The organism is Streptomyces sp. NPDC046881, assembly GCF_040645015.1.
In the GTDB taxonomy this organism is placed as follows: domain Bacteria; phylum Actinomycetota; class Actinomycetes; order Streptomycetales; family Streptomycetaceae; genus Streptomyces.
The window spans coordinates 36,889-51,668 of the sequence record NZ_JBEYXJ010000043.1 but is presented as its reverse complement, the minus strand read 5'-3'; the positions used below and the strand labels follow the sequence as shown (position 1 = coordinate 51,668).

Genomic DNA, 14,780 nt, shown 5'->3' with positions numbered 1-14,780 from the left:
ACCCGCCATGCCGACCCCTCCCCAGGACCGATCGTCCGCCCCACCGCCCGACGGCGCCGCACAACCGCCGCAGGGCCACCTGCCCGAGCCCGCGCCGCCGACCACGGAGGCCGAACCGGGCCCCGACGCGGCCACCGGTCCGGCCGGGGTCGAGGACGAGTACGCGGCCGCGCTGAAAGAGGTCGAGGACCGCTGGCGGCGCGCCCTCGCCGACCTGGACAACCTGCGCAAGCGGCACGCCAGGGAACTGGACCGGGAGCGCGCGCTCGAACGCGCCCGCACGGCCGCGGCCTTCCTTCCCGTCGTCGACAACCTCGAACTGGCCCTGAACCACGCGGGCTCCGACCCCGGGGCGATCGTCGAGGGGGTTCGCGCCGTACGCGACCAGGCCGTGTCCATCCTCGAACGCCTTGGTTACGAGCGTCACGCCGAGACCGGCGTCCCGTTCGACCCCTCCCGGCACGAGGTCGTCGGCGTGGTCCAGGACCCCGACGCCGAACCGAACACCGTGGCGCAGGTGCTGCGCCCCGGCTACGGCGAGGCCGAGCGGCAGCTGAGGCCGGCCGCCGTGACCGTCGCCAAGCGGGAGTGAGCGGCCATGGCACGCGACTTCTACGAGGTTCTCGGGGTCCCGCGAGACGCCGACAAGGACGAGATCCAGCGGGCGTACCGCAAGCTGGCCCGCAAGTACCACCCGGACGTCAACAAGGACCCCGCGGCGGAGGAGCGGTTCAAGGAGATCAACGACGCCTTCAGCGCCCTGTCCGACCCCGACCAGCGGGCCCGTTACGACCGCTTCGGCGAGGACTTCCGGAAGGTCCCCGAGGACTGGGAGGAGCGGGTCGGTGCCGGCGCGGGACCCGGCGGCGGCTTCCGCTGGTCCACCGGGGACGGCCCCCGGGTCCGGTACGCCACCAGCGGCTTCGGCGCGGAGGGCGTCGACATCGACGACCTGTTCGGCTCGTTCTTCGGGGGCGCCGGACGGGTGCGTGTCCCCGGAGCCGACCAGGAGGCCGAACTACCGCTCACCGTCGAGGAGGCCTACCGCGGAGGTCATCGCACCGTCACGCTCGCCGGTCCCACCGGGCAGCCGCGGCGGTACGAGGTCGACGTGCCACCGGGTGTCACCGACGGGCAGCGTATCCGGCTGGCGGGCGAGGGCGGCCGGGGCAGCGGTGACGCCCCCGCGGGGGACCTGTACCTGCGGGTGCGGATCCAGCCGCACCCCCAGTTCCGCCTCGACGGCCGGGACGTGTACGTGCAGCTTCCCGTCACCCCCTGGGAGGCCGCGCTGGGCGCGACGGTTCCGGTGCCCACGCCGAGCGGGGCGACGGCGAAGGTCGGCGTGCCCGCGGGCTCGTCCAGCGGCCGGCGGCTGCGGCTGCGCGGTGAGGGCATGCCGAACCCGCGCGGCACGAACGGCAACCTCTACGCCGAGCTCCGGATCATGGTGCCGTCCAGGCTCAGCGACCGGGAGCGCGCACTCTTCGAGGAGCTCGCCGCCGTCTCCTCGTTCGACCCCAGGAGTACACGATGAGTGACCCACGCGCCGGGGCGCGCCAGGCGTCTCGGCCGACAGCTCCCGCGCCGACAGGCGTCCGGTACGCGATCGTGCCGGTGCCCAGGCTCTCCCTGCAGACCGTGGCCCGCCGCTCCGGGGTCCATCCCGACCTCATCCGCCGGTTCGTCGCTCTGGGCCTGGTCGAGGCCGAGCGCGACGCCTCCGGAGGGCTGGTGTTCGAACCCACGGCACCGGCCGCCCTCGCCCGCGTCCAGCGGCTGCGCACCGGGCTGTGCCTCAACTACGCATCCATCGGCCTGGTGCTCGACCTGCTGGACCGCATCAGCATGCTCGAAGCCGCCCTGCGCCGCGCCGGTACGAGGAGGGAAACACCCCCATGGACATGAACCGTCTCACGCAGAAGTCCCAGGAAGCCCTCCAGGAGGCCCAGAGCGCGGCCGTCGGCATGGGGCAGACCGAGGTCGACGGGGAACACCTGCTGCTCGCGCTTCTCGATCAGGAGGACGGTCTGATCCCACGGTTGCTGCAACAGGTCGGCACTGACCCGAAGCAGCTGCGCGCGGCCGTGCGCGAGGAACTCTCCCGCCGCCCGAAGGTCACCGGTCCGGGCGCGGCACCCGGCCAGGTCTTCGTCACCCAGCGCCTGTCCCGCCTGCTCGATGCCGCCGAGCGGGAGGCCAAACGCCTCAAGGACGAGTACGTGTCCGTGGAGCACCTCCTGCTCGCCCTGGCCGAGGAGGGCTCGGCGACCGCCGCCGGACGCCTGCTCAAGGAGCACCGCGTGACCCGGGATTCGTTCCTGAGCGTGCTCACCCAGGTCCGCGGCAACCAGCGCGTCACCTCCGCCAACCCCGAAGTGGCCTATGAGGCGCTGGAGAAGTACGGCCGTGATCTCGTCCTCGAGGCGCGGTCCGGGCGGCTGGACCCGGTCATCGGCCGTGACGCGGAGATCCGTCGCGTCACCCAGATCCTCAGCCGCAAGACCAAGAACAACCCCGTCCTCATCGGCGATCCCGGCGTCGGCAAGACCGCCATCGTCGAGGGCCTGGCCCAGCGCATCGTTCGCGGTGACGTCCCCGAGGGCCTGCGCGACAAGACGGTGTTCGCCCTCGACATGGGCTCCCTGGTCGCCGGCGCCAAGTACCGCGGCGAGTTCGAGGAACGCCTCAAGGCCGTGCTGGCCGAGGTGAAGGCCGCCCAGGGACGCATCCTGCTCTTCGTCGACGAACTCCACACCGTCGTCGGCGCGGGCGCCGCCGAAGGGGCCATGGACGCGGGCAACATGCTCAAGCCGATGCTCGCCCGCGGCGAACTCCACATGATCGGCGCCACCACCCTCGACGAATTCCGCAAGCACATCGAGAAGGACGCCGCCCTCGAACGCCGCTTCCAGCAGGTGCTGGTCGACGAGCCGAGCGTGGAGGACACCATCTCCATCCTGCGCGGACTGCGCGAACGCCTGGAGGTCTTCCACGGCGTGAAGATCCAGGACACGGCCCTGGTCTCCGCGGCCACCCTCAGCCACCGCTACATCACCGACCGGTTCCTGCCCGACAAGGCCATCGACCTCGTCGACGAGGCGTGCGCCCGGCTGCGTACCGAGATCGACTCGATGCCCGCCGAACTCGACGAGATCACCCGCCGCGTCACCCGCCTGGAGATCGAGGAGGCGGCCCTGTCCAAGGAGACCGACGCCGCCAGCAAAGCCCGCCTGGAGGAACTGCGCAAGGAACTGGCCGACCTGCGCGGCGAGGCCGACGCCAAACGCGCCCAGTGGGAGGCCGAACGGCAGGCCATCCGCCGCGTGCAGGAGCTGCGCCAGGAACTGGAGCAGGTCCGCCACGAGGCGGAGGAGGCCGAACGCGCCTACGACCTCAACCGCGCCGCCGAACTCCGCTACGGCCGCCTCCAGGACCTGGAGCGCCGGCTGAAGGCCGAGGAGGAGCAGCTGGCCGTCAAACAAGGGCAGAACCGGCTGCTGCGCGAGGTCGTCACCGAGGAGGAGATCGCCGAGATCGTCGCCGCCTGGACCGGCATCCCCGTCGCCCGTCTCCAGGAGGGCGAACGCGAGAAGCTGCTGCGCCTCGACGAGATCCTGCGCGAGCGCGTCATCGGCCAGGACGAGGCCGTCAAACTCGTCGCCGACGCCATCATCCGCGCCCGCTCCGGCATCCGCGACCCGCGCCGCCCCATCGGCTCGTTCATCTTCCTCGGCCCCACCGGCGTCGGGAAGACCGAGCTGGCCAAGACCCTCGCGGCGGCCCTGTTCGACTCCGAGGACAACATGGTCCGCCTCGACATGAGTGAGTACCAGGAGCGGCACACCGTCAGCCGGCTCATGGGCGCACCACCCGGATACGTCGGCTACGAGGAAGGCGGCCAGCTCACCGAGGCCGTACGCCGCAAGCCGTACTCGGTCGTGCTGTTCGACGAGATCGAGAAGGCGCACACCGATGTCTTCAACACCCTGCTGCAGGTCCTCGACGACGGCCGCATCACCGACTCCCAGGGCCGCACCGTCGACTTCCGCAACACCGTGATCATCATGACGTCGAACATCGGCTCCCAGTACCTCCTCGACGGCGCCACCGCCGAGGGCGAGATCAAGCCGGACGCCCGCGCCCTGGTGATGGGCGAGCTGCGCGGGCACTTCCGCCCGGAGTTCCTCAACCGCGTCGACGACATCGTGCTGTTCAAGCCGCTCGGCGAGCGGCAGATCGAGCGGATCGTGGAGCTGCAGTTCGACGAACTGCGCCGTCGGCTCGCCGAACGCCGCATCACCGTGGAACTCACCGAATCGGCCCGGGAGTTGATCGCCCACCAGGGCTACGACCCGGTGTACGGGGCCCGGCCGCTGCGCCGCTACATCTCCCACGAGGTCGAGACGATGGTCGGGCGCGCCCTGCTGCGCGGTGACGTCCAGGACGGCGCGACGGTCCGCGTCGACGCCGAACATGGAGAGCTGGTAGTCACCTACGACCACCCCGAGGACGTGAAGGGAGCGCGGGCGGCATGAGCACGATGCAGACGACGACCGTCAGGTGTCCCCACTGCGGGCGCACCAACCGGGTGCCCGTGGCCGCGGAGGGCCGCCCCAGGTGCGGCCACTGCAAGCAGCCGCTGCCGTGGATGGTGGACGCGGGCGACGACGACTTCACCGAGGTCGCCGAGCGGGCCGACGTCCCCGTCGTGGTCGATCTGTGGGCCACCTGGTGCGGCCCCTGCCGCATGGTCAGCCCCGCACTGGAGAAGGTCGCCACCGATCTCGCCGGCCGCATCAAACTCGTCAAGGTCGACGTCGACAAGAACCCGCGACTGTCGCAGCGTTTCGAGGTACAGGCCGTACCGACACTGCTGATCCTCGACCGGGGCGAGACGGTCGCCCGGCAGGCGGGGGCGGCGCCCGCCCCCGCTCTGCGCCAGTGGGTGGAACAGTCGCTCACCGCCCGGAAAGGGTGATCCGGATGACCCTTCACGCAGATCCCCACCTCGCGCTCGTCCGGCCGGTCCAGCCGCTGACCCCAGAAGGGTGTCAGGAGTGTCTGCTGCTCGGCTCCCCGTGGGTCCACCTGAGGCTCTGCCTGACCTGCGGGCACGTCGGCTGCTGCGACTCCTCGCCGAACAAGCACGCGCGCACGCACGCAGCTGCCGTCGCCCATCCGATCGTGCAGTCGTTCCAGCCCGGCGAGGAATGGCGCTGGTGCTACGTGCACGAGGCGTTCGTCTGATGTCCGGCGACCAGTCGCTGCCGGGCGAACAACCGGTGCCGGAGAAAGCGGACGAGGCCGCCTTCTGGGAGACCCCGGACATCTACGGCGCGTATCCGCGCCTCACGGAGGACCAGATAGCACGTCTGGCGCAGCACGGGCAACGCCGGACCATGGCTCCGAACGACGTGCTGATCCGGGAGGGGGAGCGCTGCGAGACGTTCTTCGTCGTCCTCAGCGGTTCCGTCGCCGTCGTCGAGGACTACGGCACTCCCGAGGAGCACGTGCTGCGCGTGCACGGCCCCGGTCGCTTCATCGGCGAACTCGGGCTGCTGTACGGACAAGTGGCCTTCTACACCGCTGTCGCCAGGGAGCCGGGCGAGGTCCTCGTCGTCTCCTTGGACCAGTTGCGCCACCTGGTGTCCCAGGACTCCACCATCGGGGACGTCGTGCTGCGTGCCTGTCTGGGCCGTCGCGCGCTGCTCGTCGGACAGGGCGCCGGCTTCCGCATCATCGGCTCGCGCTACTCGCCCGACACCAGACGGCTGCGCGAGTTCGCCGTCCGCAACCGGCTGCCGCACCGGTGGATCGACCTGGAGACCGACGAGGAGGCCGAGGAGCTGCTGCGCCGCTTCGGCGTCGGCCCGGAGGAGACACCGCTCGTCATCTGGCGGGACACCACCCTGTTGCGCAACCCCAGCAACGCGGAACTGGCCCGGCTCATCGGCCTGCCGTCACTGCCCGCCGGAAACCGTCACGGCGACGTCCTCATCGTGGGCTCCGGACCCGCCGGCCTGGCTGCCGCGGTGTACGCCGCCTCCGAGGGCCTGAGCACCACGGTGGTGGAGGCGATGGCCACCGGCGGACAGGCCGGCACGTCGTCCCGCATCGAGAATCTGCTCGGCTTCCCATCCGGCATCTCCGGCGCCGAACTCACCGAGCGCGCCGTGCTCCAGGCCGACAAGTTCGGCGCCAGGATCAGCCTTCCGCTGGAGGCGACCGGCCTGCATCCCAAGGACGACGACCACTACGTCGTGGCGTTCGCCGACGGCAGCGAGATCGCCGCCCGCGCCGTCGTCCTGGCCATGGGTGCCCGCTACCGCCGGCTCCAGGTGCCCGGCATCGAACGCCTGGAGGGAACGAGCGTGCACTACTCGGCGACCGTCTACGAGGCCCAGCAGTGCCGTACCGACCCGGTGGCCGTCGTCGGCGGAGGCAACTCGGCGGGCCAGGCGGTGCTGTTCCTCGCCGGGTACGCGCCGAAGGTGCACCTGCTGGTCCGAGGAGCCAGTCTTGAGGCCAACATGTCCCGCTACCTGGTCGACCAGGTCGAGCGCCATCCGCGGGTGGAGGTCAGCCTGCACACCGAGGTCACCGAGGTCATCGGCCGGGAAGTGCTGGAGGAGCTCGACGTGGTCGACAACCGCACGGGCGAGCACCGCCGGCTGGCGGTACGGAGCCTGTTCGTCTTCACCGGCGCCGAACCTCACACCGAGTGGCTCGCCGGCACCATCGCCCTCGACTCCCGCGGCTTCGTCCTCACCGGGCCGGAGGCCCAGGAAGCCTGCGCCTCCCCCGAGGTGTGGCACGGCCGCGGGCGCCCGTGCATGACCCTGGAGGCCAGCCTGCCCGGGGTCTTCGCGGTCGGGGACGTCCGCAGCGGCTCGGTGAAGCGGGTGGCCTCCGCGGCCGGTGAGGGCGCGATGGCCATCCACTTCGTGCACCGGCACCTGGGGCACTCGGCCGTACCCGGCACCACGGGCACGTCGGCTGTCGCGGGCCACTCGGACGTCTCCCCACGCACACGTCACAAGGAGTCCGCATGGCTCGCATGACGCATGGCGGACGATGAGACACGAGAAGGAAGAAGGAGGCGATGGCGATGGCCATGCCCGTCCGGCGCCACCGCGGTGGCGGCCTGCAGGGAAGGCCCGTCTGGGCACCCACCCCTCTCAATCCCCTGGTCGAGTTCGACGAACTGCTCAACCAGATGAGCGGCCTGCTGGAGTCGACGGTGGGCGCGGCACCCGCGGTTGCGTGGACGCCTCTGGCGGACGTGTCGGAGTCCGAGGACGCGTTCCACATAGAGATCGAACTCCCCGGAGTGAAGAGCAAGGACATTGACGTAGAGGCCAACGGTCCCGAACTCGTCGTCACCGGAGAGATCAAGGAGCGGGAGCGCAAGGGTGTCCTGCGCCGCAGCACCCGCCGCGTCGGAGCCTTCGAATACCGTTTGCGGCTGCCCGGAGAACTGGACACCCACAAGATCAAGGCTGAGATGCAGGACGGAGTGCTCAGCATCACCGTCCCCAAGGCCGACGTCGCGAAGCCGCGACACGTCGAGATCACCGAGACGAGAGAAAGCACCGAGAGCAGCGGCTGAGACGCGAGCGCCAAGCCGGCCCGACGAGCGGCGACCGACTCGAACAGGCGGTGGGCGGCCGTTCCTCGGGCTCCGGGCGCTTGCGCCGTGCCCTGCGTGAGTCTCGGGCCAAGAGCCTTGCGAACGGCAGCTACGCGCCGGCGGACGGATCCGACCGAAGGAGGTCAGCGATGAAATACGACGGATTCCTCGCCCGTGTGCGCGAGCGAGGCGAATACAACGACCAGGACGAAGCCGCGGACGTCACCAACGCCGTGCTGGAAGTGCTGGCCCAACGGATCAGCCCGGGAGAGGTCAAGGACCTCGCATCCCAGCTGCCCGGCCCACTGGGACAAGTCCTGGACCATGCCGCGCCGCAGCAGGCGCGAAGCTTCGGGATCGAAGAGTTCTACCGCCTGGTCGCCGAGCGCACCCATGCCCGGCCTCGTACGGCGCAGTGGGACGCCAGCGCGGTCCTGACCACCGTCGCCGACGCTGTCACCGGCGGCGAGCTGAATCAGATCATCAGCCAGCTTCCCTCCGGTTACGCGGTCCTGTTCGGCAAGGCCGACCTCGCGGACTGAGCCCGTGAGGCGATCCGCCGACACGCAAGTCAGTCGGCATCGGCGACGATGGATCCGACGCGTTCGGCCAGGCTCGGGTCGCGGCGGACCAGGAGGGCTGCGTAGCCGACGGCGGCGAGGAGGGCGACCAGGGCGGCGTAGGGGAACCAGTTGTACGGTGCGGGCTGGCCGGGCTTGGCGAGGTAGTAGAGCGGGACCAGGATGGCCACCGTGCCGAGCGCGGGCAGTACCAGGTGCCGTACCGTCCGGAACTCCTGGGGGCGGTATCGGTGGTAGTACAGCGGCAGGGCGATGTTGGAGGCGAGGTAGACCAGCAGGATCAGGATGGCGCCGAGCGTCGAGGACTCGGTGAAGAAGACCACCGGGTTCATCGAGCCGCCGTCCGAGCCCAGCAGGTGGCCCAGGCCCCAGCCGCCGATGATCAGCAGGGCGATGGCGGTGAAGGTGACGATCGCGTTGTTCGGGGTACGGCGGACGGGGTGGACGTAGCCGAAGAAGGAGGGCAGCAGACCCTCGCGTCCGGCGTTGAAGACCAGGCGGGCCTGGGAGTTGATGCCCGCGATCAGCACGCCGAGGGTGGAGGTCAGACCGCCGAGGTAGGTGAGGAACGCCAGCACGCCGAGGGTGTCGTGGGCCACCTCGATGAAGGGGATCCGGGAGGCCCCGAGTCTGTTCACGTCGTAGCCGAAGCCGGTGACCGTGGCGTAGGCGAAGAGGATGTAGCTCACCGTCATGATCGCGACGGAGGAGAACACCGCGCGGCCGACGTTGCGCCGCGGGTTCTCCGTCTCCTCGGCGAGTGCCGCCGAGTTCTCCCAGCCGATGAACAGGTACACCGCCAGTGGGAAGCCCGCCGCCAGCCCCTTGAAACCGTCGCTGATGTGGCTGGGCAGGAACGGGTCGAAGGACAGCTGGCCGCGGTGTTCCACCAGCGCCGCGACCGAGACCACGACCAGCACCAGCATCTCCGCGCCGAAGAAGTAGCCGGCCCATTTGGTGGAGACGGCCACCCCGCGCAGCATCAGCACCACCGCCAGCCCGGTCAGCAGCAGCGTCCAGATGATCCACGGCAGGTCCACGCCGGTGTAGTGGTGCAGGGTGATCTGCACGAACCCGCCGGAGATCGAGACGACGCCGGCCATCGCGATGATGTAGCCCAGCGCCGCCAGCAGCGCCGTGGTCACGGCGCTGACCGGTCCGAACGTTCTGCCGACGAAGGTGATGAAGCTGCCCGCCGAGGGGTGCGCCCTGGAGAACTCCGCCAGCGTGTTGCCGAGGAGCGCGACCGCGACACCCGCGGCCGCGATGGTCAGGGGCGACGCCACGCCCGCGGTGGTGGCCAGGAAGGCGAAACCGAAGAAGAAGCTCATGGCCGGGCCGACGTTGGCCATCGTGGCGGCGGCGATGTCCGCCATGCCGAGTACGCCGCCGCGCAGCCGCTGGGGCGCGCCGCCGACGGGGCCCGCCGGGGACAGCGGACCTGTTCCGGGGTTGGGCATGGCGGCAACTCCTCGTGCGGTGTGGCGGCGTGGTGGGTGCGCGGGCTGTTCGGGCGGGGACGGGCCGGGCGTCAGCGGTGCCGGGCTCGCTGGTGTGCCTTCACCGCCCGCACGGCCGGATCGGTCGCACCCCGCCCCAGCTCGGTGAGTACGTCGGCGTGACAGCGGTTCTGCGCCCGTACCACCTCGGGCCGCGGTCCGGGCAGCAGCAGGCTCAGCCGGCCGAGCAGATCGGCGGCGAACTCACGGATTCCCGCGCCGCCGAGTGCCTCCGCGAGGTCCAGGTGGAAGCGGGTCTCCAGCTCGGCCAGGCGGGCTGGGGCGTCGGTCCGTTCCATCTCCTCGACCAGCGCGCGAAGCCCGTCCAGCCGCTCGGCCGGTACCTCTCCCGAACCGTGCGCCACGAGACCGCACTCCAGCAGCAGATGGAAGGCGTCCAGTGAAGCCGCCTCGTCGGCGTCGTGCATCAGGGCGACGACCGAGTCCCAGTCCGGTGCGACGAAGGTGCCGCCCGCGCGGCCGCGCCGTCGGTCGAGCAGGCCGTCCTGGCACATGCCCTCCAGTGCGCGGCGCACGGTGATCTCACTGATCCCCAGCTCCTCGGCGAGGACCCCGGCGTCCGGCAGTCGGTCCCCGGGCTGCACGGATCGCAGACGTACCCGTAGAGCGATCCGCGACCGGACGAGATCGGATCCGCTCTGGCCCCCGAAAGGCAGCGCGCGGGCGTGTGCCACGCCGATGACCGAGGTCGTAGGAGCCGGGCCCGGTTGGTTGTAAGGCCCGAACTTGCCCGCTGCATTCACCACGGCGCCACTCTAACGGCCCGCTGATCGCGGTCGGGGCCCGCGACGAACACGGTTCGGCGCGCCGGGGCGGGGCCCGGCACGTGACGGTCCGGCCGACCGGGACCTGTGAGCGGGCAGGGCCGCGGGTGGTTCCCGCGACGACGCCACGGTGTGATGCATGAGTGGCTCCCAGGGGGAGGAGAGGTGTCGCGACGGGAGGAGCGGATCGCGATGCAGCAAGAAATTAGAGCAAGGTGAACAGTTAAACAAGACCTTGCCGCGATCGGTCCGCAAGCCGGCGGAAGAGGTCGGGCCGTCGGCGGGTCACTATGGGGCTGAGCAGGGAATTCGCGCCCCGACGAGAGCGTCGTCGGGATCCGTCGGCAGGGTGCGTACGGGCTGGGGCGCCGTCGGTGGACGGCGAACGGATCCCATGGAGCGGGTGCCGGGACTCTTGTTTTTTTCGATCGTCGTGAACTATTTTCCTGACCGCCACCGGCACAACCCGTGACCACCACCGGCACGACCGGTCCAGCAGGCACCTGCCCGGAGGCACGGTCCACCATGCCCGCTCCGCGACCGTGATCGCCACCCGCCCCGTTACCCGGACCTCGCACGCCCCGCCCGGCGGAATCCATGCGGCCACCCCGACCGATCCCGCCGGAACCTTTCCTCGTCCCCATCTGACCCTGGATGTCGAGATGACCACACGTCCCCCTGTTTCCGCCCCCGACCCGGTGACCACCACCGAGAGCCCCTCGGAAGGATCCGGCCTGCAGGCCGGGCTGAAGAACCGGCACCTGTCGATGATCGCGATCGGCGGTGTCATCGGCGCCGGCCTGTTCGTCGGCTCCGGCTCCGGCATCGCCGCCGCCGGCCCCGGCATCCTGATCTCCTACCTGCTCGTCGGTGTCCTCGTCGTCCTCGTGATGCGGATGCTCGGCGAGATGGCGGCGGCCAATCCCACCTCCGGCTCGTTCTCCGCCTACGCCGACCGTGCGCTGGGCCGCTGGGCCGGATTCACCATCGGCTGGCTGTACTGGTTCTTCTGGGTCGTGGTGCTCGCGGTCGAGGCGACCGCCGGTGCGAAGATCCTCGCCGGCTGGGTACCGGCGGTCCCGCAGTGGGGCTGGGCGCTGATCGTCATGCTCGTCCTCACCGCCACCAACCTGGCCTCGGTCAGCTCCTACGGCGAGTTCGAGTTCTGGTTCGCCGGCATCAAGGTCGTCGCCATCGCCGCGTTCATCGTGCTCGGCGCCCTCGCGATCTTCGGCGTGCTGCCCGGCTCGGACCACCCGGCGTCCGGCTTCTCCAACCTGACCGCACACGGCGGCTTCCTGCCCAACGGACCCGGTGCGATCCTCACCGGTGTGCTGATGGTGGTCTTCTCCTTCATGGGCAGCGAGATCGTCACGCTGGCCGCCGGGGAGACCGCCGACCCGCGGGGAGCGGTCACCAAGGCCACCAACAGCGTGATCTGGCGGATCGCGGTGTTCTACCTGGGCTCGATCCTGATCGTGGTGTCGCTGCTGCGCTGGGACGACCCGGCCATCCTCAAGGACGGCTCGTACGTCGCCGCCCTGAGCTCCATCGGCATCCCGCACGCCGGGCAGATCATGAACGCCATCGTGCTGACGTCGGTGCTGTCGTGCCTCAACTCCGGCCTGTACACGGCCTCCCGGATGGCGTTCTCCCTCGGCGGGCGCAGCGACGCCCCGGCCGCGTTCGGGCGGACCACGCAGCGCGGTGTGCCGCGGGCGGCCATCCTGGCCTCGGTGGTCTTCGGCTTCGTCGCGGTCGCCTTCAACTACCTGTGGCCCGACACGGTCTTCCAGTTCCTGCTCAACTCCTCCGGTGCGATCGCCCTGTTCGTGTGGCTGGTGATCTGCTTCTCCCAGCTGCGGATGCGGAAGATCATCCAGCGGGAGTCGCCGGAGAAGCTCGTTGTCAGGATGTGGCTCTACCCCTACCTGACCTGGGCCACCATCGCCCTGATCACGTTCGTGCTCGGCTACATGCTGACCGACACGGCCGACGGCGGCGGCCGCGACCAGGTGATCCTCTCCACCCTGGTGGCCATCGGCGTCGTGGCCGTCGCACTCGTCCGCCAACGGCTGGGGCGGAACAGGACGCATGAAGTCACCCCGTCCTAGGGACCGGGCTCTGTAGGGCGACAGCCTGCCCTCGACCGGCGGTGGTGCGCTCCCCCCGCACCGCCGCCGCCCCATACGGCCCGGACCGCTGATGCAGAACCGCACCCGGGACCGCTTTGCTCCCTGCGCATCACGTGACGATCAGCGAGCAGGTCTCGCCCGAGTCCCAACTCTCCCGGGTTGCCCTGCAGCACCCCGACGTGATCGGGCGCGATCGCGAGCACGGATCTGCACGGGTGCAGATCGCCGACTTCCTGAAGCACCACTCCCAGGACTCGGACCGCCGGCACGTGGGCCTCACGACTCGGGGACACCCCGGCCCCCGCCGGTCCGACCTCCGGCGGCCGTGCTCGCCTTCGGAGTGCTTCCCCGCGCCTGTCCTACCGTCGTCCCGGGGGCGGATGTCGCCGAAATCCACCGGCTCCTCGGGCCGGGGGTACCCACGGCAAGACCGTGCTTGCTGTCGCGGGGGCAAGGAGTCGGCGAGTGGTTCCTGACATGCGTCAACTTCTGGGGACCGACCCTGCCGGCCAGGACGGGTCGTCACGGCTTCCGTAGGTGCGCAGGGCCAGGCGGGTGCGCAGGCGGGTCAGGCGGTCGATCTCGGCGTCGAGGGCCGCGAGTCTGCGGTCCACCACCCCGGAGCCGGGGACGTCGGAGTCGGCGTTCTCGCACGGCCGTCGCGGATTCTCGACCAGCAGGCCGATCCGGTCGGCGACACTGCGCAGATCCTCGACGGTGAGCCCGAGTGCCAGCAGCTCACGGACGACTCGTACCCTGGCCACCTCCTCCGGCCCGTACGCACGTTGCCCGGTGGCGGTGCGCCGTGGCGGTGGCAGCAGGCCCCGTTCCTCGTAGAACCGCAGTGCCCGCGGGGTGGTCCCGGCCGCTGCCGCCGCATCTCCGATCCTCATGTCCGACCTCGCCTCAGCTTCTGTCGGCGCGACCCGGCGCCACGACGTATCACCCTGGCGGCAACTCCACGACAACGGTCCCGAAGTGACGCCCCTCGAACAGTTCCTGCAACGCACGAGGAGCGTGATCCATGCCCTGGATCCGTACATGGGGGAAGGCGATCTCGCCGGAGCGCAGCCAGTCCCCGAAACGCCTGGTCCATTCCTCTGTCACCTGCGGATGGTCCGCGCCGCGGTAGCCGTACAGTGCGACGCCCTGGTTGACGAGCCGGAAGGTGTCGATCTCCGCGGGTGCGCTGCCACCGTCCCGGCGGGGCGACAACTGACCTGCCAGCGCGCCGACCAGTGCGAAGCGTGCACCCCGGCGCGCGGCTCGCACCGCCGCGGCCAACTGCTCACCGCCGACGGTGTCCAGCAGGACGTCGATGCCGTCCGGCGCCGCCTCCGCCAGTTGCTCGTCGATCGGCCTCGGGCCCGGTATCACGACCGCGTCGTAGCCCAGTTCGGTCCGCAGCCGCTCGGCCTTGTCAGGTGAACGGGTGCTCCCGACGACCCTCGTCGCGCCCAACAGACGGGCGACAGGGCCCGCCAGCGTTCCCACGGCTCCCGCCGCGCCCGTGACGAACACGGTGTGACCTGGGCGGACTTCGGCGAGCCGGGTCAGTGCTCCGTAGGCTGCCGACCCGGACGACAGATGGGCCACCGGATCGGGCAGGACATCGCCCAGCGGAGTGCATTCGGCTGCCGGCACCAGCGCGTGCTCACGCCACCCGAACAGGTGCGTGACGGTGTCTCCCGGGCGCAGCGGACCACCGGTCGCGGCCGCGACGACCTCACCGACCGCTGGTCCGAACAGCGACTCTCCGGCGCGGATGCGGGGCAGCGGTACGCCGTCGGCCTGGCCGCCGATCAGAGTGCGCAGCCCCGGGAACACGAGGAAGTACCGGTTCTGGACGACGACTTGTCCCGGGCTGGGAACGGGGACCGGCTTCTGCGTGATCGTGAGGTGCTCGGGCCTTGGCAGCCCGCCGGGCAGGTCGGCCAGCAGGATCTCGCGGGTCGTGGAAGGCAGGACAGCGGCCATGTCGGGGCTCCTGAACGGATTCGAGGGTGAGCGCGGGCTGTGCCGGCCGGACCGCTCCGGCTGTCGGCGCCCAGACGCTAATCCCTGACGCGCGCGTCAAAGGCAAGGGCGTCGACGCGTACCGCCGCGACGCGGCCGATGTCGTGGGTGTTCATGGCGTCTGCCGGCAC

At 70.6% G+C, this 14,780-nt stretch carries 14 protein-coding genes; 10 read left to right on the top strand and 4 right to left on the bottom strand.

Annotated features, from left to right (window positions below; all coding sequences use genetic code 11):
* Window positions 1-7 precede the first annotated feature (7 nt).
* The 9 genes from grpE to ABZ923_RS21310 all read left to right on the top strand — a co-directional run bounded on the left by grpE (window position 8) and on the right by ABZ923_RS21310 (window position 8,175).
* The gene (grpE, locus tag ABZ923_RS21350; RefSeq protein WP_361474033.1) at window positions 8-592 is read left to right on the top strand and encodes a nucleotide exchange factor GrpE; all 585 of its coding nucleotides are present in this window, start codon (window positions 8-10) and stop codon (window positions 590-592) included.
* Between the two features lie 6 nt (window positions 593-598).
* Complete coding sequence (locus tag ABZ923_RS21345; RefSeq protein ID WP_361474030.1) at window positions 599-1,537, top strand: J domain-containing protein; 939 nt, start codon at window positions 599-601, stop codon at window positions 1,535-1,537.
* Window positions 1,534-1,908: a chaperone modulator CbpM gene (locus ABZ923_RS21340; RefSeq protein WP_361474028.1), complete on the top strand. Its 375-nt coding sequence runs from the start codon at window positions 1,534-1,536 to the stop codon at window positions 1,906-1,908. Before ABZ923_RS21345 ends, ABZ923_RS21340 begins: the two co-directional genes overlap by 4 nt.
* Window positions 1,899-4,538: an ATP-dependent chaperone ClpB gene (gene clpB / locus ABZ923_RS21335; RefSeq protein WP_361474025.1), complete on the top strand. Its 2,640-nt coding sequence runs from the start codon at window positions 1,899-1,901 to the stop codon at window positions 4,536-4,538. Before ABZ923_RS21340 ends, clpB begins: the two co-directional genes overlap by 10 nt.
* Entirely contained in the window at window positions 4,535-4,981 is a 447-nt protein-coding gene (gene trxA / locus ABZ923_RS21330; RefSeq protein ID WP_361474022.1) for a thioredoxin, read from the top strand. The genes clpB and trxA overlap by 4 nt, the downstream gene beginning before the upstream one ends.
* Window positions 4,982-4,986: 5 nt before the next feature.
* Entirely contained in the window at window positions 4,987-5,250 is a 264-nt protein-coding gene (locus ABZ923_RS21325) for a UBP-type zinc finger domain-containing protein (RefSeq protein ID WP_361474019.1), read from the top strand.
* Complete coding sequence (locus ABZ923_RS21320) at window positions 5,250-7,064, top strand: FAD-dependent oxidoreductase (protein ID WP_361474016.1); 1,815 nt, start codon at window positions 5,250-5,252, stop codon at window positions 7,062-7,064. The genes ABZ923_RS21325 and ABZ923_RS21320 overlap by 1 nt, the downstream gene beginning before the upstream one ends.
* A gap of 47 nt (window positions 7,065-7,111) precedes the next feature.
* The gene (locus tag ABZ923_RS21315) at window positions 7,112-7,612 is read left to right on the top strand and encodes an Hsp20/alpha crystallin family protein (protein ID WP_361474014.1); all 501 of its coding nucleotides are present in this window, start codon (window positions 7,112-7,114) and stop codon (window positions 7,610-7,612) included.
* A gap of 170 nt (window positions 7,613-7,782) precedes the next feature.
* Complete coding sequence (locus ABZ923_RS21310; RefSeq protein ID WP_361474012.1) at window positions 7,783-8,175, top strand: DUF2267 domain-containing protein; 393 nt, start codon at window positions 7,783-7,785, stop codon at window positions 8,173-8,175.
* 29 nt (window positions 8,176-8,204) lie between these two features.
* Here the strand turns inward: ABZ923_RS21310 and ABZ923_RS21305 are convergent, their stop codons facing one another.
* Together ABZ923_RS21305 and ABZ923_RS21300 are read right to left on the bottom strand one after the other, a co-directional pair.
* Complete coding sequence (locus ABZ923_RS21305) at window positions 8,205-9,674, bottom strand: APC family permease (protein WP_361474009.1); 1,470 nt, start codon at window positions 9,672-9,674, stop codon at window positions 8,205-8,207.
* 71 nt (window positions 9,675-9,745) lie between these two features.
* A complete protein-coding gene (locus ABZ923_RS21300; RefSeq protein ID WP_361474006.1) occupies window positions 9,746-10,480 on the bottom strand; it encodes an FCD domain-containing protein in 735 nt (244 codons plus the stop codon).
* A 680-nt stretch (window positions 10,481-11,160) separates the two neighbouring features.
* Here ABZ923_RS21300 and ABZ923_RS21295 point away from each other — a divergent pair.
* Window positions 11,161-12,612 carry an amino acid permease gene (locus tag ABZ923_RS21295; RefSeq protein WP_361474003.1) on the top strand — a complete coding sequence of 484 codons (1,452 nt, stop codon included), beginning with the start codon at window positions 11,161-11,163 and terminating at the stop codon, window positions 12,610-12,612.
* Between the two features lie 503 nt (window positions 12,613-13,115).
* On the opposite strand, the gene ABZ923_RS21290 is transcribed toward ABZ923_RS21295, so the two are convergent.
* Together ABZ923_RS21290 and ABZ923_RS21285 are read right to left on the bottom strand one after the other, a co-directional pair.
* Window positions 13,116-13,526: a MerR family transcriptional regulator gene (locus tag ABZ923_RS21290; RefSeq protein ID WP_361474001.1), complete on the bottom strand. Its 411-nt coding sequence runs from the start codon at window positions 13,524-13,526 to the stop codon at window positions 13,116-13,118.
* A gap of 49 nt (window positions 13,527-13,575) precedes the next feature.
* Window positions 13,576-14,610 (bottom strand): NADP-dependent oxidoreductase, encoded by a 1,035-nt coding sequence (locus tag ABZ923_RS21285; protein ID WP_361473998.1) that lies wholly within the window; start codon window positions 14,608-14,610, stop codon window positions 13,576-13,578.
* Between the last annotated feature and the right edge of the window lie 170 nt (window positions 14,611-14,780).

Coding starts and splice junctions, on each gene's coding strand:
- grpE (WP_361474033.1), top strand. CDS start 8: ATGCCGACCCCTCCCCAGGACCGATCGTCCGCCCCACCGCCCGACGGC.
- ABZ923_RS21345 (WP_361474030.1), top strand. CDS start 599: ATGGCACGCGACTTCTACGAGGTTCTCGGGGTCCCGCGAGACGCCGAC.
- ABZ923_RS21340 (WP_361474028.1), top strand. CDS start 1,534: ATGAGTGACCCACGCGCCGGGGCGCGCCAGGCGTCTCGGCCGACAGCT.
- clpB (WP_361474025.1), top strand. CDS start 1,899: ATGGACATGAACCGTCTCACGCAGAAGTCCCAGGAAGCCCTCCAGGAG.
- trxA (WP_361474022.1), top strand. CDS start 4,535: ATGAGCACGATGCAGACGACGACCGTCAGGTGTCCCCACTGCGGGCGC.
- ABZ923_RS21325 (WP_361474019.1), top strand. CDS start 4,987: ATGACCCTTCACGCAGATCCCCACCTCGCGCTCGTCCGGCCGGTCCAG.
- ABZ923_RS21320 (WP_361474016.1), top strand. CDS start 5,250: ATGTCCGGCGACCAGTCGCTGCCGGGCGAACAACCGGTGCCGGAGAAA.
- ABZ923_RS21315 (WP_361474014.1), top strand. CDS start 7,112: ATGGCCATGCCCGTCCGGCGCCACCGCGGTGGCGGCCTGCAGGGAAGG.
- ABZ923_RS21310 (WP_361474012.1), top strand. CDS start 7,783: ATGAAATACGACGGATTCCTCGCCCGTGTGCGCGAGCGAGGCGAATAC.
- ABZ923_RS21305 (WP_361474009.1), bottom strand. CDS start 9,674: ATGCCCAACCCCGGAACAGGTCCGCTGTCCCCGGCGGGCCCCGTCGGC.
- ABZ923_RS21295 (WP_361474003.1), top strand. CDS start 11,161: ATGACCACACGTCCCCCTGTTTCCGCCCCCGACCCGGTGACCACCACC.
- ABZ923_RS21290 (WP_361474001.1), bottom strand. CDS start 13,526: ATGAGGATCGGAGATGCGGCGGCAGCGGCCGGGACCACCCCGCGGGCA.
- ABZ923_RS21285 (WP_361473998.1), bottom strand. CDS start 14,610: ATGGCCGCTGTCCTGCCTTCCACGACCCGCGAGATCCTGCTGGCCGAC.